The organism is Cytobacillus sp. QJM3NY_8 (assembly GCF_056173585.1).
On the sequence record NZ_CM149681.1, the window covers coordinates 1,926,700 to 1,949,930 of the forward strand.

27 protein-coding genes are annotated in these 23,231 nt (G+C 41.2%); all 27 read left to right on the forward strand.

Annotated elements, in window-relative coordinates:
- Positions 1-5 precede the first annotated feature (5 nt).
- Positions 6-1,022: a flagellar motor switch protein FliG gene (fliG, locus tag AC0VZ9_RS10040; protein ID WP_019381762.1), complete on the forward strand. Its 1,017-nt coding sequence runs from the start codon at positions 6-8 to the stop codon at positions 1,020-1,022.
- Positions 1,006-1,791, forward strand: a complete 786-nt coding sequence (gene fliH / locus AC0VZ9_RS10045) for a flagellar assembly protein FliH (protein WP_009330759.1) — start codon at positions 1,006-1,008, stop codon at positions 1,789-1,791. The genes fliG and fliH overlap by 17 nt, the downstream gene beginning before the upstream one ends.
- Positions 1,788-3,104, forward strand: coding sequence for a flagellar protein export ATPase FliI (gene fliI / locus AC0VZ9_RS10050; RefSeq protein ID WP_009330758.1), 1,317 nt, complete (start codon positions 1,788-1,790; stop codon positions 3,102-3,104). Before fliH ends, fliI begins: the two co-directional genes overlap by 4 nt.
- 3 nt (positions 3,105-3,107) lie before the next feature.
- Positions 3,108-3,551: a flagellar export protein FliJ gene (gene fliJ / locus AC0VZ9_RS10055; RefSeq protein WP_009330757.1), complete on the forward strand. Its 444-nt coding sequence runs from the start codon at positions 3,108-3,110 to the stop codon at positions 3,549-3,551.
- Positions 3,552-3,559: 8 nt separating this feature from the next.
- Complete coding sequence (locus tag AC0VZ9_RS10060) at positions 3,560-4,171, forward strand: MotE family protein (protein ID WP_009330756.1); 612 nt, start codon at positions 3,560-3,562, stop codon at positions 4,169-4,171.
- 29 nt (positions 4,172-4,200) lie between these two features.
- On the forward strand, positions 4,201-5,454 hold the full coding sequence (locus tag AC0VZ9_RS10065; protein ID WP_475397313.1) for a flagellar hook-length control protein FliK: 1,254 nt from the start codon (positions 4,201-4,203) through the stop codon (positions 5,452-5,454).
- A 12-nt stretch (positions 5,455-5,466) separates the two neighbouring features.
- Positions 5,467-5,919 carry a flagellar hook assembly protein FlgD gene (flgD, locus tag AC0VZ9_RS10070; protein WP_009330754.1) on the forward strand — a complete coding sequence of 151 codons (453 nt, stop codon included), beginning with the start codon at positions 5,467-5,469 and terminating at the stop codon, positions 5,917-5,919.
- Between the two features lie 14 nt (positions 5,920-5,933).
- On the forward strand, positions 5,934-6,323 hold the full coding sequence (locus AC0VZ9_RS10075) for a TIGR02530 family flagellar biosynthesis protein (protein ID WP_019381765.1): 390 nt from the start codon (positions 5,934-5,936) through the stop codon (positions 6,321-6,323).
- Positions 6,324-6,400: 77 nt separating this feature from the next.
- Entirely contained in the window at positions 6,401-7,207 is an 807-nt protein-coding gene (gene flgG / locus AC0VZ9_RS10080; RefSeq protein WP_009330752.1) for a flagellar basal body rod protein FlgG, read from the forward strand.
- Positions 7,208-7,261: 54 nt separating this feature from the next.
- Positions 7,262-7,486, forward strand: a complete 225-nt coding sequence (locus AC0VZ9_RS10085) for a flagellar FlbD family protein (protein ID WP_009330751.1) — start codon at positions 7,262-7,264, stop codon at positions 7,484-7,486.
- Complete coding sequence (gene fliL / locus AC0VZ9_RS10090; RefSeq protein ID WP_019381766.1) at positions 7,473-7,901, forward strand: flagellar basal body-associated protein FliL; 429 nt, start codon at positions 7,473-7,475, stop codon at positions 7,899-7,901. The genes AC0VZ9_RS10085 and fliL overlap by 14 nt, the downstream gene beginning before the upstream one ends.
- A gap of 40 nt (positions 7,902-7,941) precedes the next feature.
- On the forward strand, positions 7,942-8,940 hold the full coding sequence (gene fliM / locus AC0VZ9_RS10095; protein ID WP_009330749.1) for a flagellar motor switch protein FliM: 999 nt from the start codon (positions 7,942-7,944) through the stop codon (positions 8,938-8,940).
- Entirely contained in the window at positions 8,930-10,228 is a 1,299-nt protein-coding gene (fliY, locus tag AC0VZ9_RS10100; RefSeq protein WP_475397314.1) for a flagellar motor switch phosphatase FliY, read from the forward strand. Before fliM ends, fliY begins: the two co-directional genes overlap by 11 nt.
- Before the next feature lie 18 nt (positions 10,229-10,246).
- Entirely contained in the window at positions 10,247-10,609 is a 363-nt protein-coding gene (locus AC0VZ9_RS10105; protein WP_009330747.1) for a response regulator, read from the forward strand.
- A 26-nt stretch (positions 10,610-10,635) separates the two neighbouring features.
- Positions 10,636-11,322 (forward strand): flagellar biosynthetic protein FliO, encoded by a 687-nt coding sequence (locus AC0VZ9_RS10110; protein WP_071156612.1) that lies wholly within the window; start codon positions 10,636-10,638, stop codon positions 11,320-11,322.
- The gene (fliP, locus tag AC0VZ9_RS10115) at positions 11,315-11,980 is read left to right on the forward strand and encodes a flagellar type III secretion system pore protein FliP (RefSeq protein WP_427036571.1); all 666 of its coding nucleotides are present in this window, start codon (positions 11,315-11,317) and stop codon (positions 11,978-11,980) included. Before AC0VZ9_RS10110 ends, fliP begins: the two co-directional genes overlap by 8 nt.
- Before the next feature lie 17 nt (positions 11,981-11,997).
- On the forward strand, positions 11,998-12,267 hold the full coding sequence (gene fliQ, locus AC0VZ9_RS10120) for a flagellar biosynthesis protein FliQ (RefSeq protein WP_009330744.1): 270 nt from the start codon (positions 11,998-12,000) through the stop codon (positions 12,265-12,267).
- Positions 12,268-12,271: 4 nt separating this feature from the next.
- Positions 12,272-13,048 (forward strand): flagellar biosynthetic protein FliR, encoded by a 777-nt coding sequence (fliR, locus tag AC0VZ9_RS10125; protein ID WP_475397315.1) that lies wholly within the window; start codon positions 12,272-12,274, stop codon positions 13,046-13,048.
- A gap of 1 nt (position 13,049) precedes the next feature.
- The gene (gene flhB, locus AC0VZ9_RS10130) at positions 13,050-14,135 is read left to right on the forward strand and encodes a flagellar biosynthesis protein FlhB (protein ID WP_009330742.1); all 1,086 of its coding nucleotides are present in this window, start codon (positions 13,050-13,052) and stop codon (positions 14,133-14,135) included.
- A 192-nt stretch (positions 14,136-14,327) separates the two neighbouring features.
- Positions 14,328-16,364 (forward strand): flagellar biosynthesis protein FlhA, encoded by a 2,037-nt coding sequence (flhA, locus tag AC0VZ9_RS10135; RefSeq protein ID WP_009330741.1) that lies wholly within the window; start codon positions 14,328-14,330, stop codon positions 16,362-16,364.
- Positions 16,361-17,509, forward strand: a complete 1,149-nt coding sequence (flhF, locus tag AC0VZ9_RS10140; protein WP_475397316.1) for a flagellar biosynthesis protein FlhF — start codon at positions 16,361-16,363, stop codon at positions 17,507-17,509. The genes flhA and flhF overlap by 4 nt, the downstream gene beginning before the upstream one ends.
- Positions 17,506-18,378: a MinD/ParA family protein gene (locus tag AC0VZ9_RS10145; protein WP_448896909.1), complete on the forward strand. Its 873-nt coding sequence runs from the start codon at positions 17,506-17,508 to the stop codon at positions 18,376-18,378. Before flhF ends, AC0VZ9_RS10145 begins: the two co-directional genes overlap by 4 nt.
- A gap of 6 nt (positions 18,379-18,384) precedes the next feature.
- Positions 18,385-19,482 (forward strand): protein-glutamate methylesterase/protein-glutamine glutaminase, encoded by a 1,098-nt coding sequence (locus AC0VZ9_RS10150; RefSeq protein WP_475397317.1) that lies wholly within the window; start codon positions 18,385-18,387, stop codon positions 19,480-19,482.
- A gap of 19 nt (positions 19,483-19,501) precedes the next feature.
- Positions 19,502-21,538 carry a chemotaxis protein CheA gene (locus AC0VZ9_RS10155; RefSeq protein WP_475397318.1) on the forward strand — a complete coding sequence of 679 codons (2,037 nt, stop codon included), beginning with the start codon at positions 19,502-19,504 and terminating at the stop codon, positions 21,536-21,538.
- Positions 21,539-21,570: 32 nt separating this feature from the next.
- Positions 21,571-22,047, forward strand: a complete 477-nt coding sequence (locus tag AC0VZ9_RS10160; protein WP_475397319.1) for a chemotaxis protein CheW — start codon at positions 21,571-21,573, stop codon at positions 22,045-22,047.
- Positions 22,044-22,685, forward strand: coding sequence for a chemotaxis protein CheC (locus AC0VZ9_RS10165; protein ID WP_475397320.1), 642 nt, complete (start codon positions 22,044-22,046; stop codon positions 22,683-22,685). The genes AC0VZ9_RS10160 and AC0VZ9_RS10165 overlap by 4 nt, the downstream gene beginning before the upstream one ends.
- On the forward strand, positions 22,678-23,175 hold the full coding sequence (locus AC0VZ9_RS10170) for a chemotaxis protein CheD (RefSeq protein WP_009330734.1): 498 nt from the start codon (positions 22,678-22,680) through the stop codon (positions 23,173-23,175). The genes AC0VZ9_RS10165 and AC0VZ9_RS10170 overlap by 8 nt, the downstream gene beginning before the upstream one ends.
- The last annotated feature ends 56 nt before the right edge of the window (positions 23,176-23,231 follow it).

Below are 23,231 nucleotides of genomic sequence, written 5' to 3' on the forward strand. Positions count from 1 at the left end.
GAAAAATGCCAAAAAAAGAGCAAAGAGAACTAACAGGTAAACAAAAAGCGGCAATTCTTCTTATTTCACTTGGTCCTGATGTTGCATCCTCTGTTTATAAACATTTAAGCGAGGATGAAATTGAGAAGCTTACACTGGAAATCTCCGGGGTCAGAAAAGTTGATTCGTTTGCTAAAGAAGAAATACTTGAAGAATTCCATCAAATTGCACTGGCACAGGACTATATCTCTCAGGGCGGTATTGGTTATGCGAAAACAGTTCTCGAGAAAGCACTTGGCACCGAGCAGGCTTCAGCCATTATTAACAGATTGACGTCTTCCCTTCAGGTAAGGCCATTCGATTTTGCCAGAAAGGCAGATCCGGCACAAATTTTGAATTTCATACAAAATGAACATCCGCAAACAATCTCATTGATCTTGTCCTATCTGGATCCAGCGCAGGCCGGGCAAATCCTGTCAGAGCTGCCGCAGGAAATGCAGGCGGATATTGCAAGAAGGATTGCCGTTATGGATAGTACATCTCCGGAAATTATCAATGAAGTTGAACAGATTCTCGAGAGAAAGCTGTCTTCTACTGTAACACAGGATTATACTCAGACTGGCGGAATTGAATCAGTTGTCGATGTTCTTAATGGGGTTGACCGGGCGACAGAAAGGACTATTCTGGATGCACTGGAGATTCAGGATCCAGAGCTTGCTGAGGAAATTAAGAAGAGAATGTTTGTATTTGAGGACATCGTAACGCTTGATAGCCGCGCCATCCAGCGTGTTATCCGCGACTGTGAAAGTGAGGACCTCATGCTTTCATTGAAGGTGTCCAGTGATGAAGTTAAGGAAATCGTCTTTAAAAATATGTCATCCAGAATGGTTGAAACCTTTAAGGACGAGATGGAATATATGGGTCCTGTAAGATTAAGAGATGTTGAGGAAGCTCAATCAAGAATAGTCGGCATTATCCGAAGACTAGAAGAATCAGGAGAGATCATCGTCGCTCGCGGCGGAGGGGATGATATTATTGTCTAGGCTTATTAAATCATATTCTTCCGCAGTGCCGAAAGAAGAAAAGAAAGTCATTTCTATTAGACTTCTGCAAAGCAATTCAAATCAAATTGCTGATGCAATGGAGCAAAACGCGGTTAGAACTGACGAAGAACTTCAGGCCATGCTGAAAAGTGCCCGTGAGGAAGCTGAAAGGATTGTGAATACTGCGAGAGTAGATTCAGAAAATATGACACGGCAAATTGAGGAGCAGCTAGGAGCGCTAGAAAAGGAAAAACAAAAGGTTCTTGAGGAAGCCCGCTCTGAGGGATTTGCTGCTGGAGCTGATGAAGGCAGACAAAGCGGTCTCCGGGAATACAGCGAACTGATTCATATGGCAAGAGAAGTTGTAAACTCAGCCAAACATGATTATCAGCAGCATATCGAATCATCAGAACAGACCATTCTAAATTTGGGGTTAAAGGTTGCAGAAAGAATTCTTGGAGAAGTTCTTGAACAAAATAGTGACAAATTCCTTTCCATTGTAAAAAGAGCAATAAAGGAAGCGAGAGAATACACTGAGATTCAGCTCCATGTACACCCTATGCATTATGATATGATTCTATCCCATAAGGACGAACTAACCAGGGTATTTCCAAAAGAGACAGATTTATATATATATCCAAATGAGGAACTAAGCAACACAAGCTGCATTATTGAATCAGCAAATGGACGAATTGAGGCCAGTGTTGACAGCCAGTTAGAAGAAATAAAAAGAAAACTCTTTGAGATGCTGGAGAGTGAACTCAATTGAAACTTGAACAGCTGATCCACGAGGTGGATAAAATTGATAGCTTTAAGCGTTTTGGCAGAGTAAAAAGAGTAGTCGGTTTGATGATTGAGTCTCAAGGTCCGGAAAGTTCAATAGGGGATGTATGCATTATTCATATTGGCAAAGGACGGACAAGAAGGATCCAGGCTGAAGTAGTCGGTTTCAAGAATGAGAATGTGATTCTTATGCCTTATACAGACGTACAGGATATTTCACCAGGCTCTCTTGTCGAGACAACCTCGAGACCTCTTGAGGTGAAAATTGGTCCTGCTCTTATAGGAAAGGCAATAGACTCACTGGGACAGCCTCTTGATGGGGGAAATTTGCCAAAGGGTTTAACGCCAGTACTAACCGAACAAACGCCTCCTAATCCTTTGAAAAGACCGCCAATCTCTGAACCTATTGAAGTAGGAGTAAGGATGATCGATAGCATGCTGACAGTTGGAAACGGGCAGCGGGTCGGGATATTTGCCGGAAGCGGTGTCGGAAAAAGTACACTTCTTGGAATGATAGCCCGCAATACTAATGCAGATTTAAATGTGATAGCACTTATTGGTGAGAGGGGCAGAGAGGTTAGGGAGTTTATTGAGAGGGATCTCGGCCCGGAAGGATTAAAAAGGTCCATCGTGGTGGCAGCTACGTCAGACCAGCCGGCACTCATGAGAATTAAAGGTGCATACACTGCCACAGCAATTGCTGAGTATTTCAGGGACAAAGGCTTAAATGTCATGTTAATGATGGATTCAGTAACCAGGGTGGCTATGGCGCAGCGTGAAGTCGGCCTCGCAGTCGGTGAACCGCCAACAACAAAAGGATATACACCTTCGGTTTTCGCTGTTCTTCCTAAGCTGCTTGAAAGAACAGGAACAAATGAATATGGCTCTATAACTGCATTTTATACCGTATTGGTCGACGGTGACGACATGAATGAACCAATCGCTGATACAGTCAGGGGAATCCTGGATGGACACTTTGTTCTGGATCGGGCGTTAGCGAACAAAGGGCAATATCCGGCTATTAATGTCCTGAAAAGTGTAAGCCGGGTTATGAACCATATTGCAGATGCCTCCCATATTAAATCAGCAGAAAAAGTAAGGGAACTGCTTAGCACATATATAAATGCAGAGGATTTGATTAATATTGGAGCCTACAAGCGCGGATCATCGATGGAAATAGACGAAGCCATTCGATTATATCCTTCGATTATCTCTTTCTTGAAACAAGAAACGAATGAAAAAATTTCTATCTTGGAAAGCATTGGCCAATTAAAAGGATTAGCTGGAAAAGGGGAATAAAAATTGCAGTATCAATTTAAGTTCAATAAAATCTTGAAGATAAAAGAAAGAGAAAAAGATCAGGCGTTTGATGTATACAATCAGGCTGTCAAACGATTTGAAGAAACTGCCAGGAAACTGTACGATCTTCTGAAAAAGAAAGAGGATCTGGAGGAATATCAGCAATCAAGACTGGCTGAAGGTCTTCCGGTTCAGGAAATCAGGCATCACCAGCATTTTGTGAGCAGCCTTGAAAAAACCATTGACCATTATCAAAAAATGGTCGCCAATGCGCGAACCCAAATGAATTTCCAGCAGGAAAAACTAATGGAAAAGAATATTGAAGTAAAGAAATATGAAAAAATGCAGGAAAAAGATTTAACTGGCTTTTTGGAAAGCATGAAACAAGCAGAAGGAAGGCAAATGGATGATATCTCGATTCAGCTGTATATGAATCGAGGAAATTAGGTGGTTAAATGGAAAGAATGCCAGAAGAACAAGAGACACCCAAAACAAGCAGGTTTCAATGGTTTATATTCGTTTTCTTGATTCCGATCCTTTTCGGAATAACTGTAGCCCTGCTGGTTTTTACATTATCAGGAAACAATATTTTTGAAACAGCCAGAGAATATAGCCAAAAGGTGCCATTTTTAGCTTCCGTTTTTGATGACAAGAAATCCCATTCACAGGAAGTGATGGAGGAGGAGCTCATCGGACTGCAGGCAGAAGTTAAGGATCGAGAAGCAAGGATATCTCAACTGGAAAGCCAGCTTGACAGCAAAGACCTGGAATTAGAAAGAGCAGGGCTCGAAAAGCAGAGGCTGGAAGAAGAAATCAACGAGCTTACGGCAATAAAGGAAGAAAACAAGCGAGCATTTAAAGATATCGTAAAGACCTATGAAAATATTTCCGCTAAAAAAGCAGCACCCATTTTAACAGAGATGAAGGATGAAGAAGCTGTAAAAATATTATCAAATGTTAATTCTGACACGCTGGCTGCCATTATGGAGAAGATGAACCCGGAGGATGCAGCACGGTATACAGCACTCCTGACCGCTGCCAAAGAAAAAAGCGGTTCGAATAATTAACAAAAAGTCTTGAGAGGAGGTGAATTTAAGTGCAAATCGGAGGATTAGGATTTATTCAGGCACAATATTCATCGGAAGATAAAAGATCTCTTCAAGATATGAGCAGCACTGGTTTTGGGAGTCTTTTCTTTTCTTTAACCGGAACTGCCAAACCGCAAGCAGAAAGCTTACCTGCAGCAGCTGATGAGGAGAAGATCGAACAGTTAAAAGAATTAATGGAGTTTCTTAAAGTGAGTGAGATCACCGAATTAGAAAACGGAAGTGGGCTTTTGGAGAAGATTTCCCTGCAAACAGAATCTGACATTATAGTGGTCATTTCAGAGCAGCTAAATCTTTCACAGGAAGAATTGGTGCAGATGCTGGAGGGTTTTATGGACCAGGTTCTGCCGGGTGTAAAGCTTGAAGATGTATATTCTGTAGAAGATTTAGATGGTGTCAGCAAAATCCAATTATTAATTTCAGCAATCTCAAATTTTGATCAGAAAGAAGGCATGATCCTGCAGGGAAAAGATTTTAGCGGAGCATTAAAAGCTTTGAAATTGTTTGACATTCTGTCTGCAAAGAAGGATTTTTTCAGCAGCAAAATCAATCTGAAGGAATTTCTAAATCATGTCCAAGTAAAAATTGATGGGTTAATAAACAGTACTTCTGTTGATAAAGGCAGTATGATACAAAAGGTTTTTACCCCGCTTGCAAACGCATTAAACACTGCAAAACAACAAAATAGCTCTGCTAATGAAAATTTGGGTAAGGGAGCCTATAAAATCATTAACAGACCGGAAACTGCTTTGCAGGGATTCGTTCAGGTCCAATCATTTTCAAAACCGGAACAGATGGCTCTGCTGAATCCGCAGGGAAGGACAGTAAGTCCAGATCAGCTTATGCAGCAATTTGAAAACATATTATCCAAGAGCAGCTTTCTCAAAACGGGAGGAACACAAAAGTTATTTATCAAGCTGAATCCTGAACATCTTGGAGCGCTGCGCATAGAGCTTATTCAAAAGGACTCTGCAATGATTGCCAGGATACTTGCATCAACTGGCTCCGCCAAAGAAATTCTTGATTCACATATTAATGGTCTAAAGCAGGCCTTCAGTTCACAAAACATTCAGATTGAGAGAATTGAAATCTCTCAGCAAATGACGCAGCAGGATCGCTCCTTTAACAGGGACCCCCAGCAGCAGGAACAGAGGCAGCAGCAGAACAAGGATGAGAATGATCTGCAGCCTGAGAGCGAATTTAACAGCTCTTTTGAAGAAGCACTTCTTAATACAGAAGCATAGGAGTGATAGTAATTGGCAAACACAATAGATTCTTCCCTAATGCTATCAAACTACCAAAGCCAAACCCGAAAAACGGGCTCAGATATATTAGGCAAAGATGATTTTCTAAAAATTCTAATGACACAGCTGCAAAACCAGGATCCAATGAACCCTATGCAGGACAAGGACTTTATTGCACAGATGGCAACCTTTTCATCATTGGAGCAGATGACTAATATGAATAAGACGATGGAGAAGTTAGTGGCTTTTCAGGAACAGAACCAGCTAATGACTTACAATAACTTTTTAGGCAAAAATGTCACCTGGCATAAATTGACTGAATCAAGTGAACCAAACGAGGAGCCAATTATTGAAGAGGGAACTGGAAGAGTAGTTTCTATCCAGTATAAGAATAATACAGCAGTATTTATTTTGGATGATGGAACAAAGCTTGAACCTGCAAATATTTCTCAACTAAATGAATAAAAGGAAGTGAGTGGGTGGATAAACTTATTTTTCGTCCGATCCACACCCAGCCGGTAATAACACCAAAGGGGAATGCTGTTCAAACTTCTAAGCAATCACATAATAAATTCTCTGACCACCTCCAAACAGCCTTGCAGACTGAGGGCGATTTAATTGTCAGCAAACATGCAAAGCAGAGACTTGAACAGAGAGGTATACATATAAGTGCAGAGCGGTGGAAGCAAATTGAAGAAAAGGTAAAGGAAGCCAAGGCAATGGGTGTTAAAGAATCCTTGGTATTGCTCGATAACGCAGCACTTGTAGTCAGTGCTAAGAATAATAAAGTAATCACTGCGATGGATCGTAAGGAAACTCGAACACAAATATTCACTAATATTGACGGAACCATAATTCTGGATCAATAAAAATAAGGGCTGGACCTTTTAAGGAAGCCTATGCTGCCGACTGACAGAAGCAGCATTAAAGAGAGGAGCAAAAATTAATGCTACGTTCAATGTATTCAGGTATAAGCGGGATGAAAAACTTTCAGACGAAGCTGGATGTTATTGGGAATAATATTGCGAATGTTAATACATTTGGATATAAAAAAGGTCGCGTGAATTTTAAAGATATGGTGAGTCAGACTATTTCAGGTGCAACAGGAAGCGGAGAAAATTCGGGCGGTATCAATCCTAAGCAGGTAGGTCTTGGTTCGCAATTATCATCTATAGATACAATTGATACACAGGGGAGCCTGCAAACCACTGGCCGTGTATTGGATATAGGGATTCAAGGTGATGGCTACTTGATGGTTCAGCGAGGGAATAACACCTATTATACCCGCGCTGGAAATTTGTATCTTGATGATGATGCAAACCTTGTTACGGCATCAGGAGATAAAATAAAAGGAGCTGATGGGGCAGCTATCCAATTAAATGGAGGGGATGCTACCGTAATTAAAAGCTTAAGTATATCGAATGACGGAACTATAAACTTCTTAATAGATGGTAACGATACATTGCAGGCTGCCGGACCAATTGGAATAGCACGCTTTAATAATAATGGCGGTCTTGAAAAAATTGGAGACAATCTATATAAGGACACTGTAAACTCAGGTGATGCAGTCCCATTAACCCCAGGAGAAGACGGTGCAGGAATACTCGTTTCCGGAACCCTGGAAATGTCCAACGTAGACCTTTCAGAAGAATTCACTGAAATGATTACAGCTCAGCGCGGGTTCCAGGCAAATACTCGCATTATTACAACATCAGATGAAATTCTGCAGGAGCTTGTTAATTTAAAACGATAATCTAAAGGAGGGTCAGGGCTGAAGGCAAAGAATCTTTAGCCCTGAGAATAAACATTGATTAAAGTATCTCGTCTGAACGGCAAAACTTTTATATTAAATGCTTTGTACATAGAAACAGTGGAATCTTTTCCAGATACGACGATAACGCTCACAAATGGAAAGAAGTATGTTGTAAAGGAATCTGAAGATCAAGTCATGCAATCGATACTAGGATTCTATCAATCTGTTAATCTTCTGGGGCAGCAGCTGGCGGAGGGAAATGAAAATGAAGAACAATAAGCTGTTAATGATAATGTTGATGATGCTTGTAGCGATCACACTTGTAGGAGCTATTGCTCTGGTGATTGTGATGAAATTTTCGGGTGAGGATGAAACAAAAGAGCCGACCATTGATGATGTACTGGAAGCCTCTGTTGATATCCCGCAAATTACAGCCAATTTAGCGAGTGATGATTATATAAGGATTTCCTTTAAAATCCAGACTGAAAACAAAAAAGCTAAAGAGGAATTGCAGAAAAGAGATTTTCAGGTGAAAAACCTCATCATTCAGGAATTGTCTGAAATGAAAGCAGAGGATATACAGGGGAAAGAAGGCCAAATCAAGCTGCAGGAAGATTTGAAAACCAAAATTAACGGTTTAATGCAAGAAGGAAAGATCGTTCAGGTGTACATTACTGAATCTCTCCTCCAGTGATAACCAAATAACTAACTGCAATAGATGGAGGTGAGGATTCATGTCAGGTGAGGTTTTATCGCAAAGCGAGATTGATGCACTGCTTTCCGCTCTCTCTACAGGAGAAATGGATGCAGATGAGCTGAAAAAAGAACAAACAGAGAAAAAAGTAAAAGTTTATGATTTTAAGAGAGCATTAAGATTCTCTAAAGATCAGATTCGCAGCTTAACAAGAATACATGAGAATTTTGCCAGGCTCTTAACCACCTTTTTTTCTGCCCAGCTGAGGACCTATGTGCAGATATCGGTTGCTTCTGCGGATCAGATACCATATGAGGAATTTATCCGGTCCATCCCGAAAATGACAATACTTAATGTAATTGAAGTGCCGCCTCTGGATGGAAGAATTCTTATGGAAGTGAATCCAAATGTCGCCTATGCCATGATGGACAGACTGATGGGCGGCAGGGGGACAAGCATAAATAAGGTTGACAATTTAACAGAAATTGAAACAAAAATCATGTCTGCTACATTTGAAAGGGCATTTGAAAACCTAAGGGAAGCCTGGAGCACAATCGCGGATATTGATCCGCTTTTGGCTGATTTTGAGGTGAATCCGCAATTTCTGCAAATGGTCTCTCCAAATGAAACAGTCGTCGTTATTTCATTAAACACGACTATCGGGGAAACAAGCGGCATGATTAATATATGTATACCTCACGTCGTTCTCGAGCCCATTATTCCAAAGCTGTCTGTACATTATTGGATGCAGACGGACAAAAAGGAAAGGGAGCCGGAGGTCATTGCCCGGCTAGAACGAAATATTCATAAGGCGGAAGTTCCAGTCATATGTGAACTCGGCAGTTCTGACATAGCCATTCAGGATTTCTTATCTCTTGATATTGGTGATGTCATTGAGTTAAATCAGGGAATTGACCAGGCGCTCATAATAAAAGTCGGTAATATTCCTAAATTCATCGGACAGCCTGGGAAAATGAATAAAAAAATGGCCGTGCAAATTTTAGACACTGTGAAAGGGGGAGATGAGGATGATGAGTGATGATATGCTTTCGCAAGATGAAATTGATGCTCTATTAAGGGGAGCAGCTGACGACAGCGATGAAACAGAAAGTTATAATGAGGCATTTTTTCAAACCGAAGATTATCTGTCCCATATGGAGCAGGATGCGTTAGGGGAAATCGGCAATATCTCATTTGGGAGCTCTGCAACAGCATTGTCTACATTATTGAATCAGAAAGTTGATATCACAACTCCAGCTGTTTCAGTTGTTTTGCGTCAGAAATTAGCTGAGGAATTCCCGCATCCTTATGTAGCAATTCAAGTGAATTATACGGAAGGTTTCTTCGGAAGCAACCTGCTTGTAATTCAGCAATCGGATGCAGCCATCATTGCTGACTTGATGCTTGGGGGAGATGGAACCAACCCGGCTGAACTAATGGGTGAAATTCAGTTAAGCGCGGTTCAGGAGGCAATGAACCAGATGATGGGTTCTGCAGCAACTTCGATGTCAACCATCTTTGGAAAAAAGGTTGATATTTCACCGCCGGCAATTGATATACTTGATTTGCCGCAGGGAGAAGGGGCTGATCGGGTTCCTGCTGATGACATGCTTATAAGGATTTCATTCCGACTAAAAATAGGAAGTCTGATCGACTCGAATATTATGCAGCTGCTTCCTCTGGAATTTGGCAAAAGCCTAGTAAATGAATTATTGAATCCGGGTCAGGATCTTCCGGCAGATAGCGCTGTTTCAGGAGAGAATCAAGCAGCGCAAGGACAGCCCGATTATCAGGAAAGCCAGCTTCCGTTTGAAAAGAAACCTGAAGTACAAACAGGCGGATTAGACAAGTCTTACACTCAAACAGGTTTTTCCGGAGAGCAGCCGGCATATTCACAGCCGGTTATGAATCAGGCATCAAGCCCTCAAAACTATATACCGGCTCAAAACCAGGCTCAGCAATCCGGTCCACAGCATTTCGGAGGCTCTTATGCAAATGGAGTACAGCCGAATGTGCAGCCGGCAGCCTTTTCGAGCTTTGAACCATACCACATGCAGGATCATGAAACAAAGAATTTAGATATGCTTTTGGATATACCGCTTCAGGTAACGGTCGAACTTGGAAGGACCAAACGTTCCGTTAAGGAAATTCTTGAACTGTCTTCAGGATCGATTATTGAACTGGATAAACTGGCAGGTGAACCTGTTGACATTCTGGTGAATAATCGATTAATCGCCCAGGGTGAAGTGGTTGTCATTGATGAAAACTTTGGTGTGAGGGTTACAGATATTATCAGCCAGAGCGACCGAATAAAAAAACTAAGATGATAAGCGGGGGTTATTAAAATGGCACATAAAATTTTAATAGTTGATGATGCAGCTTTTATGCGAATGATGATAAAAGATATTTTATCCAAGAATGGCTATGAGATAGTGGGTGAAGCTGCTGACGGTGCACAAGCAGTTGAAAAATATAAGGAAACTCAGCCTGATCTTGTCACAATGGATATTACCATGCCGGAAATGGATGGAATTACAGCTCTAAAAGAAATCAAAAAATTAAACCCGAGTGCAAAAGTCATTATGTGTTCTGCTATGGGCCAGCAGGCAATGGTCATAGATGCCATTCAGGCTGGCGCCAAGGATTTTATCGTAAAACCTTTCCAGGCTGATAGAGTGCTTGAGGCAATCGGCAAAACTTTGGGCTAGTGATTATTCTTTTTAGAGGGTGCAAAATGGTGTTGAATGTAAAGAAAGTGATTTCTTTACTGCTGTTGTTTTCAATTGTTCTGCTGGGCGTGCAGCCGCTGGCCCAGGCAGAGCAATTGAATAATAGTGTTAAAGAATGTATGGAAAATCCTAAGGAATGCGAGAAGCAGGAAACTAAGGAATCAAAAGATTCAAAGATAGACGAAGGGCAGACTCAGCAGGATAAAAGCGGCAAAATTGGTCTTACTTTTTGGGACTTTATAAAGATGATTTTAGCAACAGGCTTTACTATCGGACTTTTGTACGCTCTTCTAAAGTTCATTAACAAAAAAAGTAAGGTATATAACAGGTCGCAGTTAGTTGAAAACCTCGGGGGTACAGCTTTGGGTGCTAACAGATCAGTTCAGCTGATAAAAGTGGGGAATCGCATTTTTGTAGTAGGGGTAGGAGAAAATATTCAGCTGTTAAAAGAAATAGACGATTCGGAAGAATACAGTCAAATCATCAAAGAGCATAATGACAAACTGGAACAGCTTATCCGTCCAAGCGATATTGTGACAAAGGTGATGAAAAGAACACAGCAAACAGAAGGAAGCAAGCAAAGCAGCCCAAACTTCAGCTCGCTGCTCGGGATGCAGCTGGACGATATCAAAAAGGGCAGAAAGAAACTGTTTGATGAGTTAGAAAGAAAGGGCCAGAAGAAAGATGAATGAATTCATGGAGTTTTTTAATAGCAGTTCTCCTGAAAATGTATCTACATCTGTGAAGCTTTTTTTATTGCTGACGGTACTTTCTCTCGCGCCCAGTATTCTAATTTTAATGACGTGCTTCACAAGGATTATCATCGTTCTTTCCTTTGTCAGAACGGCGCTGGCTACTCAGCAAATGCCGCCGAATCAAGTTTTAATCGGCTTGTCCTTGTTCCTGACATTTTTTATAATGGCACCGACGATGCAAGAAGTGAACGAACAGGCTTTAACACCTTTATTTAATGAAGAAATTAATCTGGAAGAAGCTTATGAAAAAGCTTCAATCCCTTTTAAAGAGTTTATGAGTGCCCACACAAGACAGAAAGATTTGGCTTTATTTCTTCATTATTCCGGAGCGGAAGCGCCATCTTCCATTGAAGATATTCCGCTTACAAGTCTTGTTCCGGCATTTGCCATAAGTGAGATCAAAACAGCTTTCCAAATTGGCTTTATGATTTTTATTCCATTTCTCGTTATCGACATGGTTGTAGCCAGTGTATTAATGTCCATGGGGATGATGATGCTTCCTCCGGTTATGATTTCTTTGCCGTTTAAAATATTATTATTTGTACTTGTAGACGGCTGGTATTTAGTAGTTAAATCCCTTTTACAAAGCTTTTAAGCAGGTGAATATTCAGAATGACTCCAGAAACAGTTATATCCATTGCAGAAAGAGGGATTATCACCGTACTTATGATTTGCGGTCCCTTGCTAATTCTGGCTCTAGTAGTAGGCTTGGTTGTCAGTATCTTTCAGGCAACAACACAAATTCAGGAACAAACTCTGGCATTTATTCCTAAGATTGTAGCGGTCCTTGTAGGTGTTGTTTTCTTTGGGCCATGGATGCTTAGTCATATGCTCTCTTATGCAAATGAAATATTTTCTAATTTGACCAGGTTTGTTGGCTGATGACATGTTAGATTTTCTGCCTTCTTTTCCTGCCTTTTTACTTATTTTTGTAAGGGTGACATCTTTCTTTTTAATGATGCCCCTTTTTTCATACAGATCCATCCCGGCCGCACATAAAATTGGCCTTGGCTTCTTTCTGGCATGGATAATGTTCCTGGGAATGGATGTGCCAATGCTAGAAATTGACGGCACATATTTTCTTTTAATAATTAAAGAAGCATTAGTAGGGCTGATGGTCGGATTTATAGCGTATTTGATTCTTTCTGCGATTCAAATTGCGGGGGGATTCATTGATTTCCAGATGGGTTTTGCCATTGCAAATGTGATTGATCCTCAAACAGGCGCACAAAGTCCATTAATGGGACAGTATTTGTATACGATAGCGCTCTTTTTTCTATTAACTGTCAATGGGCATCATTTAATGCTTGATGGAGTGTTCTACAGCTACGATTTTATTCCTCTGGATCAGGCATGGATTTCTTTTGGAGATGAGGATATGGCTGAATATGTCATAAAAGCCCTGAATACAATGTTCGTTATTGCCTTTCAGATGTCCATTCCTGTTGTCGGCAGTCTATTTCTTGTAGATGTCGCATTAGGGATTGTTGCCAGGACAGTTCCGCAGCTAAATGTCTTTGTCGTCGGCCTTCCTTTGAAAATTGGCGTTAGTTTTATTGTTCTAATCATTGTTATGAGCGTATTAATATATGCTGTTTCCCTTGCGTTTGAAACGATGCTGCAGACAATGAGAGGGCTCATGGAACTTATGGGGGGGTCATAGAATGAAGTTATTGCTCTCTTTAGATCTTCAGCTTTTTTCCGGAGAAAAAACAGAAAAAGCCACACCGAAAAAGAGGCAGGATTCCAGAAAAAAAGGACAAGTAGCAAAAAGCCAGGATGTTAATACAGCCATCGTCCTTCTTGCAGTGTTTCTGTTTCTGCTGTTTGCGGGATCGTATTTGAAGAATATCATCTTATATATTTTTACGCACTCATTTAATGATTATATGTTGATGCCGCTGACAGAGGCGAATATACAGGTAATCTTTCTCGATGTCTTAAAAGAATTGGTTCTTTTTTTAGGTCCAATTATGCTGGTTGCTATGCTGGCGGGGATTACTGCAAACTTTATGCAGGTGGGCACTCTTTTTTCAACAGAAGCTATACAGCCTAAATTGGAGAAAATGGATCCAATAAAAGGATTCAAGCGGATTTTTTCCATGAGAGCGATTGTGGAGCTGTTGAAGTCGATGCTCAAAATTGCTTTCGTAGGTGTCGCTGCGTTTGCTGTTTTATGGTTAAGGATAGATGAAATATTAATTCTTTCTCAAAAATCGGTTGGAACAGCGATGGCCACACTTGCCAGCCTGACCGTTCAAATGGGTTTAATTGCTTCAGCGGCACTCCTGTTTTTATCCGTCCTGGATTATCTATATCAAAAATATGATTTTGAAAAGAACATCCGAATGTCAAAACAGGATATTAAAGATGAGTACAAAAATATTGAAGGGGATCCATTAATAAAATCCAAGATTAAGCAGAGGCAGAGGGAAATGGCGATGAGAAGGATGATGCAGGAAGTTCCTAAAGCGGATGTGGTCATCACCAATCCAACTCATTTCGCGATAGCTCTGAGCTATGATGAAACCAAGAGTGATGCCCCCATCGTAGTGGCAAAAGGTGTTGACTTTGTTGCCCAAAAGATTAAATTAATCGCAAAGGAACATGATGTGATTGCTGTTGAAAACAGGCCGCTTGCAAGGGCTCTATACAGCCAGGCGGAAATAGGCCAGGCCATCCCTGAAGAATTTTTTAAAGCTGTTGCAGAGATTTTAGCTTATGTGTACAGAACCAAAAACAAAATTTAACCAGATAAATATTTATTAGAAATAGCTGGTCTTAGGAAGCTGTTGAATGGCTGCCAAGGCGTTTCCGCTTTTTGTAAAATTAGAAAGTATTGATCTTTGAACTGCGATAACTGTCTAGCTCCAGCGCCTAGCCCCTCGAGGTGTCGGAGGTGAGCAAGGCGCTTGCGCTTTTCTTGTAAGGAGAGAGTTTCGATGCAAGTAAGAGACTTATCAGTATTGATGAGTGTAATTTTAATAGTAGCCATGCTTATTATACCTTTTCCGCCATGGCTTTTAAGTGTACTGATCATCATTAATATTGCGCTTGCACTTATGGTTTTGCTGACAGCCATGAATATGAAGGAAGCGCTCGAATTTTCCATTTTTCCTTCGTTAATATTGTTAATGACATTATTCAGGCTGGGGTTAAATGTTTCTACGACCAGATCCATTCTATCAGAAGGGGAAGCCGGTAAAGTTGTTGAAACTTTTGGCTCTTTCGTAACCGGAGGAAACGTCATTGTTGGTCTTGTAGTTTTCTTAATACTCATCATTATCCAGTTTATCGTTATTACGAAGGGATCTGAGAGGGTCTCCGAAGTAGCTGCGCGTTTTACACTTGATGCGATGCCGGGTAAACAAATGAGTATCGATGCAGACTTGAATGCAGGTATGATCTCAGAGCATGAAGCCCGGGAACGCCGCGAAAAAATCAGCCGTGAATCTGATTTTTACGGTTCAATGGATGGTGCGAGCAAATTTGTTAAAGGTGACGCCATTGCTGGGATCATCATAACTCTAATAAACCTTCTGTTTGGAGTGGTCATCGGGATGATGCAGCTTGGGCTTCCGTTTGGGGAGGCAGCCATGAAATATTCGACGCTTACGGTTGGTGACGGAATTGTCAGCCAAATCCCGGCACTGTTAATTTCCACTGCAACAGGTATTGTGGTTACAAGGGCAGCATCTGATGGAAATATTGGTAAAGATATTACTTCCCAGCTGTTTGCTTATCCGAAAATGTTATATGTTACTGGCGGAACTATTATTCTTTTAGGTTTACTGACACCAATAGGGCTAGTGCTAACTTTGCCGATTGGCGGCTTAATGATTTTCGGAGGTTACACGATTGCAAAGACTCCCCAGCCTGATAAGGAACAATTGCTGGAGATGGAAGAAGAAATTGAAACCGATGAAATGAAAAGTCCTGAGAGTGTGGTTAATCTTTTAAATGTAGATCCAATTGAATTCGAGTTTGGCTATGGGCTGATTCCTCTTGCCGATACGAATCAGGGCGGTGACCTTCTGGACAGGATTGTTATGATCAGGAGACAGCTGGCGATCGAATTGGGACTTGTCATACCTGTGGTAAGGATACGTGACAATATTCAGCTGCAGCCGAATGAATATAGGCTGAAGATAAAAGGAAATGAAATGGCACGCGGCGAGCTTCTGCTCGATCATTATTTAGCCATGAGTCCTGGTATTGAAGATGATAGCATAGAAGGTATTGATACGATTGAGCCATCATTTGGTCTGCCTGCAAAATGGATAACAGAAGAAATGAAAGAGCAGGCAGAAATATTTGGCTATACAGTCGTTGACCCTCCATCTGTTGTTTCTACTCATATTACAGAAGTAATAAAAAGCAATGCCCATGAGCTATTAGGCCGCCAGGAAACAAAACAGCTGATTGACCATGTCAAGGAAAGCTATCCAATCCTTGTTGAAGAGGTGACCCCAAACCCATTGTCAGTGGGGGAAGTTCAAAAGGTGCTTGCGAAATTATTAAGGGAAAACGTTTCAATCCGGAATTTGCCGGTTATTTTTGAAACACTTGCTGATTTCGCAAAATCTACAAGTGATACAGACCTGCTTACCGAGTATGCTCGTCAGGCTTTGGCCAGACAAATTACTAACCAGTTTTCACAGCAGGGTGACTCCATAAAAGTCGTAACCCTATCAGGGAAAGTCGAGAAATTGGTTGCAGAAGGTGTTCAGCAGACAGAGCATGGCAATTATTTATCCATGGACCCAACAGTATCGCAGAATATCCTGGAATCCATTGCTTCGCAGGTGGAACAGCTTTCACTGATGGAGCAGACGCCAATTGTCCTTTGTTCTCCAGCAGTCAGAATGTACGTCAGGCAATTAACAGAAAGGTATTTTCCGCAAATACCAATTCTTTCCTATAACGAACTGGAAGCAAATGCGGAAGTTCAGAGTGTCGGGGTGGTGAATATTGATTGAAGGTAAAAAAGTTTATGGCAGCATCGATGCCTGATGCGATGAAACAAATCCGGACGGAGCTAGGCAATGATGCTGTAATTCTAAATTCAAGAGTAGTATATACCGGCGGAGTTCTGGGCTTTTTTAAAAAAAGGAATATTGAAGTAATGGCCGCGCTGGATGCAAATCAGGAATCAGAACAAAAGCCTTCGGTAAAGCCGGCAGCTGTCCCAGCTCATTCAGACGATTACAAGGGGAATGCAGAAGATGCTCAATTTTCCAGCTTGAAAACTTCAGATGAGCTGATTAGGGAGATAAGCAGCCTGAAACAGATGATGTCCTCTTTGGCCAGTTCAAACCAGGCAATTCCTGTTCATCCCGAAGCGATAAGAAAAGCCCAGTTCATTCTTGATGAACAGGAAATTGATAAGTCCGTTCAGGATCATGTTCTTCAAGCATTGCTGGAAAAATGGTACCTGCGCGGTGCGAATGCTAAGGATTCTGAAATAGAGGCCTGGCTGCACGAAGAACTTATAAAGCAAATAGAGGATATTCCATTCGAAGGGATTTCTTTCAGCAAAAAATATATCAATGTAGCAGGCCCAACAGGAGTTGGAAAAACCACTACATTGGCGAAAATGGCAGCAGAGTGTGTTATTAAACATAGAAAAAAGGCTGCATTTATCACAGCCGACACTTACAGGATAGCAGCGATCGATCAATTAAAAACCTATGCAAGTATCCTGAACATGCCTTTGGAAGTTTGCTATACAATAGAAGATTTCAGACAGGCTGCCGATAAACTGAAAGAATTTGACGTGGTTTTAATTGATACAGCAGGGCGGAATTTCAGAAACAAACAGTATGTAGAAGATTTAAAGAATGTCATTGATTTTGAAAATGAAATGGAAACCTTTTTAGTGCTTTCACTAACCTCGAAACAAAAGGATATGGAAGAGATCTATAATCAATTTTCAATTATAGACATTGATAAGCTTATCTTTACAAAGGCAGATGAAACGTCAACTTATGGTTCCATGTACAACATAATTCATAAATATAAAAAAGGTGCCGCGTATATTACAAATGGACAGGATGTTCCTGATGATATTCTGATGGCAGGGCCAGAGGCTATTGTAAAACAACTAATGGGGAATAAGAAATGAACGATCAGGCAGAAAGGCTAAGAACCAGGCTGAAAGAAGAAGACAGCCGAAATAATCAAGTTAAAACAATAGCAGTTGTAAGCGGAAAAGGGGGAGTAGGCAAATCCAATTTCTCATTAAATTTTTCCATTTCCCTATGCAGAACTGGCCACAGGGTATTGTTATTCGATTTGGATATTGGTATGGGGAATCTTGAAATTCTAATGGGAAGGTCGGCTAAATATTCGATTGCTGACTTTTTAGAAAAGAATATCCCATTGAAAAATATTATTTCTGAGGGTCCTTTTGGACTTGACTATATTGGCGGAGGGACTGGCCTTTCGCATTTTGTGAAACTGGATGCTGGGCAAATTTCAAGATTCACAGACGAACTTGCTGATCTCATCCAAAACTATGATTATATCATCTTTGATATGGGTGCAGGCATTACAGAGGAATCGGCTAAGTTCATACTCTCGGTTCAGGAAATTGCAGTTATTACGACACCTGAACCAACGTCTATCACTGATGCATACTCTGTAATGAAACATATACATCTTTTGGATGGGACAATCCCATTTCATTTAGTCATTAATCGATCTGAAGGAGAGAGAGAAGGGAAGGAAACGTATAAGAGGATTTCAGCTGTCTTATCAAGATTTTTAGGGAGAAAGGCTGACCTCTTAGGAATCATTCCGGATGATCGCAGCGTACAGCAGGCTGTTATACGGCAAATCCCTTTCATTTTGCATCAAGGGAATTCAGCTGCTTCAAAAGCAATTCGGAATATGACTGAGAAAGTTGGCGGCAGGCCTATCGGACATACTGGTGAACACCATTCTGTCCAATTTATATCAAAACTGAAAGAATTTCTTTTTAATAGGGGGTGAACCAGCATGAAGACAGTCAAAGTGCTTGTAGTAGATGATTCAGCCTTTATGAGAAAACTGATTGGGGATTTCCTTTCTGAAGATGACAGAATTCAAGTTGTCGGGACAGCCAGAAATGGGGAAGAGGGACTAAGGAAGATAAAAGAATTAAATCCTGATGCAGTAACCATGGATGTTGAAATGCCGGTTCTAAATGGCCTGGAAGCTCTAAAAATTATTATGAAGACCATGCCGGTCCCTGTAGTGATGCTTTCAAGCACCACGAAGGAAGGTGCTGAAAACACCTTCACAGCTATGGAATATGGTGCAGTAGATTTTATTGCCAAGCCATCAGGTCCCATTTCACTGGACCTGCATAAAATAAAAACTGAATTAACAGAAAAAATAGTGCAGGCGAGCAATGCAAATATGAAAGGGCTGGTTAAATTTCCGGCTAAAGGAAAAAAAACTGCTGTATTACAGCAAAAATTTAGTAAAATAGAACCATGTCAATTTATGCAGATCGGCCGTTCTTCTTCCGTATCGAGTTCAAATCTCAGAAAGTTAATTTGCATAGGTACTTCCACAGGCGGACCGCGGGCTCTTCAAAAAGTGCTGTGTGACCTCCCTGGAAATCTGAATGCGCCGGTACTCATTGTTCAGCATATGCCTGCCGGATTTACGAAATCGCTGGCCAGCAGACTTAATGGTTTATCAGATTTATCGGTAAAGGAAGCCGAGGATGGTGATATTCTTCAGAACGGCACGGCATATATAGCTCCAGGAGGCTTTCATCTGACAGCTGCAAGATTAGGCAAGGATCTTGTTGTCCATCTGGATGATTCACCGCCAAGGAACGGACACAGGCCTTCAGTTGATGTGATGTTTGAGTCCTTAGGTGAAATCAAAGGGATTCAAAAAATTGCTGTCATCATGACAGGAATGGGTGCAGATGGAAAAAATGGCCTGATGGAAATGAAGAAAAACGGTGAAGTAAAGGCTATTGCTGAATCAAAAGAAACATCGATAGTATTTGGAATGCCAAGAGCAGTGATTGAATCCGGTCTGGCAGATGATGTGCAGAATATTGAACATATAGCAGAATCCATATTGAAATTTGTTTAAAGCCGAGGGGTGCAGGCACATGGAGATGAATCAATATTTAGAGGTATTTATTGAAGAAAGCAAGGAGCATTTGCAGGCGTGCAATGAGCAGCTTCTGGAATTAGAGAAAAATCCTGAGGATATCAAAATAGTTAATGAGATCTTCAGATCAGCGCATACGCTAAAAGGCATGTCAGCCACTATGGGGTATGAAGATCTCGCAAATCTAACCCATCAAATGGAAAATGTCCTTGATGCAATCAGAAATCAGAAAATAAAAGTGAATGCTGAAATTCTGGATGTCGTTTTTCTGGCTGTTGATGATCTTGAAGCAATGGTCCAGTCAATTGCAGAAGGCGGTGACGGCAAAAGGGATGTTTCCGAAGCTGTAGAAAAATTAATACTGATCGAAAAAGGGGAAAGTCCGGTGCAGTCTGCAGCAAGAGCCGAAACGGCAGCAGCAATTGCAGAACCGCAAGGAATGATCAAGAGTACATATGATGATTTTGAATGGACAGTTATTCAGCAATCCAAGGAGCAGGGCTTTGAATCCTATGAAATATCAATAGCATTGCGGGCAGATTGTCTGCTGAAAGCCGCCAGAGTATTTATGGTTTTTGAAGTACTTGAGAAGAGCGGGGAAGTGATCAAAGCCACACCTTCAGTTGAGCAGCTTGAAGAAGAGCAATTTGATCAGGAATTTTCTGTAACAATTGTTACCAAAGAAACGCCTGAAGATATCCGTCAAAAACTTTTGAAGGTATCGGAAGTGGAAAGAATTGAAGTGCTGCCGTTATCTATGGAGAACTACAGCACTCAGGAAGCTTTGAAAGAGGCAGAAGCTGCACCGCCTGCCGCGGAAGTGGCCGCAGAGGCTGCTTCAGATATGCCAAAAGAGGACAAAAAAGCCCCAACAGTAAAGCAGGTTAGCAATAAAACGATTAGGGTAAATATCGAGAGATTGGATATCCTTATGAATTTGTTTGAAGAATTGGTGATTGACAGGGGACGGCTTGAACAAATATCCAAGGAATTAAACAATCAGGAACTGCATGAAACGGTTGAGCATATGTCAAGGATCTCAGGAGACCTTCAGAATATTATTCTGAATATGCGCATGGTCCCAATAGAAACGGTATTTAATCGTTTCCCAAGAATGGTCAGACAATTGGCAAGAGATTTAAATAAAAAGATCAATCTCGAAATAGTCGGGGCAGAAACCGAACTAGACCGGACTGTTATTGATGAAATTGGCGATCCGCTTGTTCATTTAATTCGAAATGCACTGGACCATGGGGTTGAAACGCCGGAAGTCCGCAAAGAAAACGGAAAGAGTGAAGAAGGAAATGTCGTATTAAAGGCATATCACAGCGGCAATCATGTGTTCATTGAAATAGAGGACGATGGTGCAGGTATAAACAAAGATAAGGTTATAAAGAAAGCACTGAAAAACGGCATCATTACAGAGCAAACAGCTTCTGCTCTAACGGACAAACAGGCTTATGAACTGATTTTTGCTTCTGGCTTCTCGACTGCGGATAAAATCTCAGATGTTTCCGGACGGGGTGTGGGGCTTGATGTTGTAAAGAATACAATCGAGTCATTGGGAGGATCAGTTTCAATTGATTCAAAAGTGGGGCAGGGTTCCATTTTCTCCATACAGCTGCCATTAACTTTATCCATTATTTCAGTCATGCTCGTTGAGATTGAGAAGGAAAAATATGCAATCCCTCTATCGTCTATTATTGAAACAGCTATTATCAGAAAAGAAGACATCTTAAGTGCGCATAATCAAAAGGTGATTGATTTCAGAGGAAAAGTGGTTCCGCTCCTATCTTTGAAGGAAATCTTTGAAGTGCCATCTGAGAATCATGAAGAAGAATTCATTTCCGTTGTCATCGTCAGAAAAGGGGAAAAGATGGCAGGGCTTGTTGTAGATTCCTTTATTGGACAGCAGGAAGTGGTTTTAAAATCCCTTGGAAACTACTTAACCAGCGTATTTGCCATTTCCGGTGCAACCATTTTAGGTGATGGACAGGTCGCCCTGATAGTGGACTGCAATGCATTGATTAAATAATTAAGATTGACGTTTATAAAGGAGTGAACAGGATGAGTGAAACGGCAGCCGTAGATTTAAAATTGATTGTATTCCAGCTGAAAGAGAAAGAGTATGCAATTCCGGTGAATCAGGTGCGTTCAATTGAAAAGGTTGAGCATATAACCCGGGTTCCACGAACAGCAGGCTTTGTAAAAGGAGTAATCAATTTACGGGGGGTTGTAACGCCGATTATTAGTCTCAGAAGCAGATTTAATCTGGAAGAGGCTGAATATAATGAGCATTCACGAGTAATTATCGCGGTATTGGATGATATGGAAGTTGGCCTGATTGTAGATTCTGCAAATGATGTCATTGATGTGGACCTTGAATCTATTGAACCCCCGCCGGAGGTAATCGGTACTGAAGAGGCCGATTTTATCAAAGGTGTAACGAAAATCGATAAGCGATTATTTATTCTGATAGATTTGGAAAGAGTCCTGAATCCTGAAGAGTTGACAGCCCATGATGGACAAGGGATAGCGGGATGAGTTTTCTAGACAAGAATATCAGCAGCTTGAAATTGGATATTCTTAAAGAAATCGGGAATATTGGAGCTGGGCATGCGGCGACTGCATTATCAACGCTTCTCAATAAAAAAATTGATATGTCTGTGCCGGATGTGAAAATTGTTTCTTTTGATGAAATGATCGATATGGCTGGAGGGGCAGACAATGTAGTGGCCGGGGTGTTTCTGAGGATAGACGGAGACGCCCCAGGCAGCATGTTTTTTGTACTGCCTCTTGAACAGGCTGAAATCTTCATTCGGGAACTGCCTGGAAACATACCTTTCTGTGCAGATGAATTGCCATATGATGAGCTTGCCCTATCGGCACTGCAGGAGCTTGGAAACATTCTCTCAGGCTCTTATTTATCTTCTTTATCGGATTTTACCAAACTATCACTTTTCCCCTCTGTGCCAATGCTGAGCATTGATATGGTGGGAGCAATAATTGGCACGGGGCTGCTGGAAATTTCACAGGTGAGCGATTACGCGATCGTAATTGATACAGCTTTAAATGAAGGATTTCAAAATACGGATGCTGTAAATGGCCACTTTTTTTTGCTTCCCGATCCTGAATCATTTCAAATCATTTTTAAGGCCTTGGGAGTCCCGGATCATGAATAATCTTCTTGAAGTTGTAAAAGTAGGCATCGCAGATATGAATATTGTTAAAACCCCCAGCTTAATCAGGACCTCAGGACTTGGTTCCTGTGTAGGTGTGGTTCTTTATGACCTTAGCGCAGAAATTGCCGGACTTGCACATATTATGCTGCCTGACTCCTCTCTTGCCAAAGGTGCAAGCTTTAATTCAGCTAAATATGCTGATACTGCAATCAGGGACTTAGTGAGCCTTCTGGCGAAAGGCGGGGCAAGGCCTTCAGGATTAAAAGCGAAGATTGCCGGTGGAGCTCAAATGTTTAAGTACTCCTCCGGAAGTGATTTAATGAGGATTGGTCCCAGGAACGTAGAGGCAGTAAAACAGGAACTTTCATTCTTGAAAATTGCCATTTTAGGTGAAGATGTTGGGGGCCACAGCGGCAGAACAATCGAATTCAACCCTCAATCAGGCGAATTGATGATTCGGACTGTAAACAAAGGCCAAATGATTATTTAAGTTCCTGTTTTTAATTATGTGCAGTTTTTAGAGAATCAGCTTTTTTTTTCCGGCTT

Excerpts from the sequence above, each read along its gene's own strand:
- fliG (WP_019381762.1), top strand. The coding sequence starts at position 6 with ATGCCAAAAAAAGAGCAAAGAGAACTAACAGGTAAACAAAAAGCGGCA.
- fliH (WP_009330759.1), top strand. The coding sequence starts at position 1,006 with ATGATATTATTGTCTAGGCTTATTAAATCATATTCTTCCGCAGTGCCG.
- AC0VZ9_RS10060 (WP_009330756.1), top strand. The coding sequence starts at position 3,560 with ATGGAAAGAATGCCAGAAGAACAAGAGACACCCAAAACAAGCAGGTTT.
- flgG (WP_009330752.1), top strand. The coding sequence starts at position 6,401 with ATGCTACGTTCAATGTATTCAGGTATAAGCGGGATGAAAAACTTTCAG.
- fliL (WP_019381766.1), top strand. The coding sequence starts at position 7,473 with ATGAAGAACAATAAGCTGTTAATGATAATGTTGATGATGCTTGTAGCG.
- fliM (WP_009330749.1), top strand. The coding sequence starts at position 7,942 with ATGTCAGGTGAGGTTTTATCGCAAAGCGAGATTGATGCACTGCTTTCC.
- fliY (WP_475397314.1), top strand. The coding sequence starts at position 8,930 with ATGATGAGTGATGATATGCTTTCGCAAGATGAAATTGATGCTCTATTA.
- AC0VZ9_RS10105 (WP_009330747.1), top strand. The coding sequence starts at position 10,247 with ATGGCACATAAAATTTTAATAGTTGATGATGCAGCTTTTATGCGAATG.
- AC0VZ9_RS10110 (WP_071156612.1), top strand. The coding sequence starts at position 10,636 with ATGGTGTTGAATGTAAAGAAAGTGATTTCTTTACTGCTGTTGTTTTCA.
- fliP (WP_427036571.1), top strand. The coding sequence starts at position 11,315 with ATGAATGAATTCATGGAGTTTTTTAATAGCAGTTCTCCTGAAAATGTA.
- fliQ (WP_009330744.1), top strand. The coding sequence starts at position 11,998 with ATGACTCCAGAAACAGTTATATCCATTGCAGAAAGAGGGATTATCACC.
- fliR (WP_475397315.1), top strand. The coding sequence starts at position 12,272 with ATGTTAGATTTTCTGCCTTCTTTTCCTGCCTTTTTACTTATTTTTGTA.
- flhB (WP_009330742.1), top strand. The coding sequence starts at position 13,050 with ATGAAGTTATTGCTCTCTTTAGATCTTCAGCTTTTTTCCGGAGAAAAA.
- flhA (WP_009330741.1), top strand. The coding sequence starts at position 14,328 with ATGCAAGTAAGAGACTTATCAGTATTGATGAGTGTAATTTTAATAGTA.
- AC0VZ9_RS10145 (WP_448896909.1), top strand. The coding sequence starts at position 17,506 with ATGAACGATCAGGCAGAAAGGCTAAGAACCAGGCTGAAAGAAGAAGAC.
- AC0VZ9_RS10150 (WP_475397317.1), top strand. The coding sequence starts at position 18,385 with ATGAAGACAGTCAAAGTGCTTGTAGTAGATGATTCAGCCTTTATGAGA.
- AC0VZ9_RS10155 (WP_475397318.1), top strand. The coding sequence starts at position 19,502 with ATGGAGATGAATCAATATTTAGAGGTATTTATTGAAGAAAGCAAGGAG.
- AC0VZ9_RS10160 (WP_475397319.1), top strand. The coding sequence starts at position 21,571 with ATGAGTGAAACGGCAGCCGTAGATTTAAAATTGATTGTATTCCAGCTG.
- AC0VZ9_RS10165 (WP_475397320.1), top strand. The coding sequence starts at position 22,044 with ATGAGTTTTCTAGACAAGAATATCAGCAGCTTGAAATTGGATATTCTT.
- AC0VZ9_RS10170 (WP_009330734.1), top strand. The coding sequence starts at position 22,678 with ATGAATAATCTTCTTGAAGTTGTAAAAGTAGGCATCGCAGATATGAAT.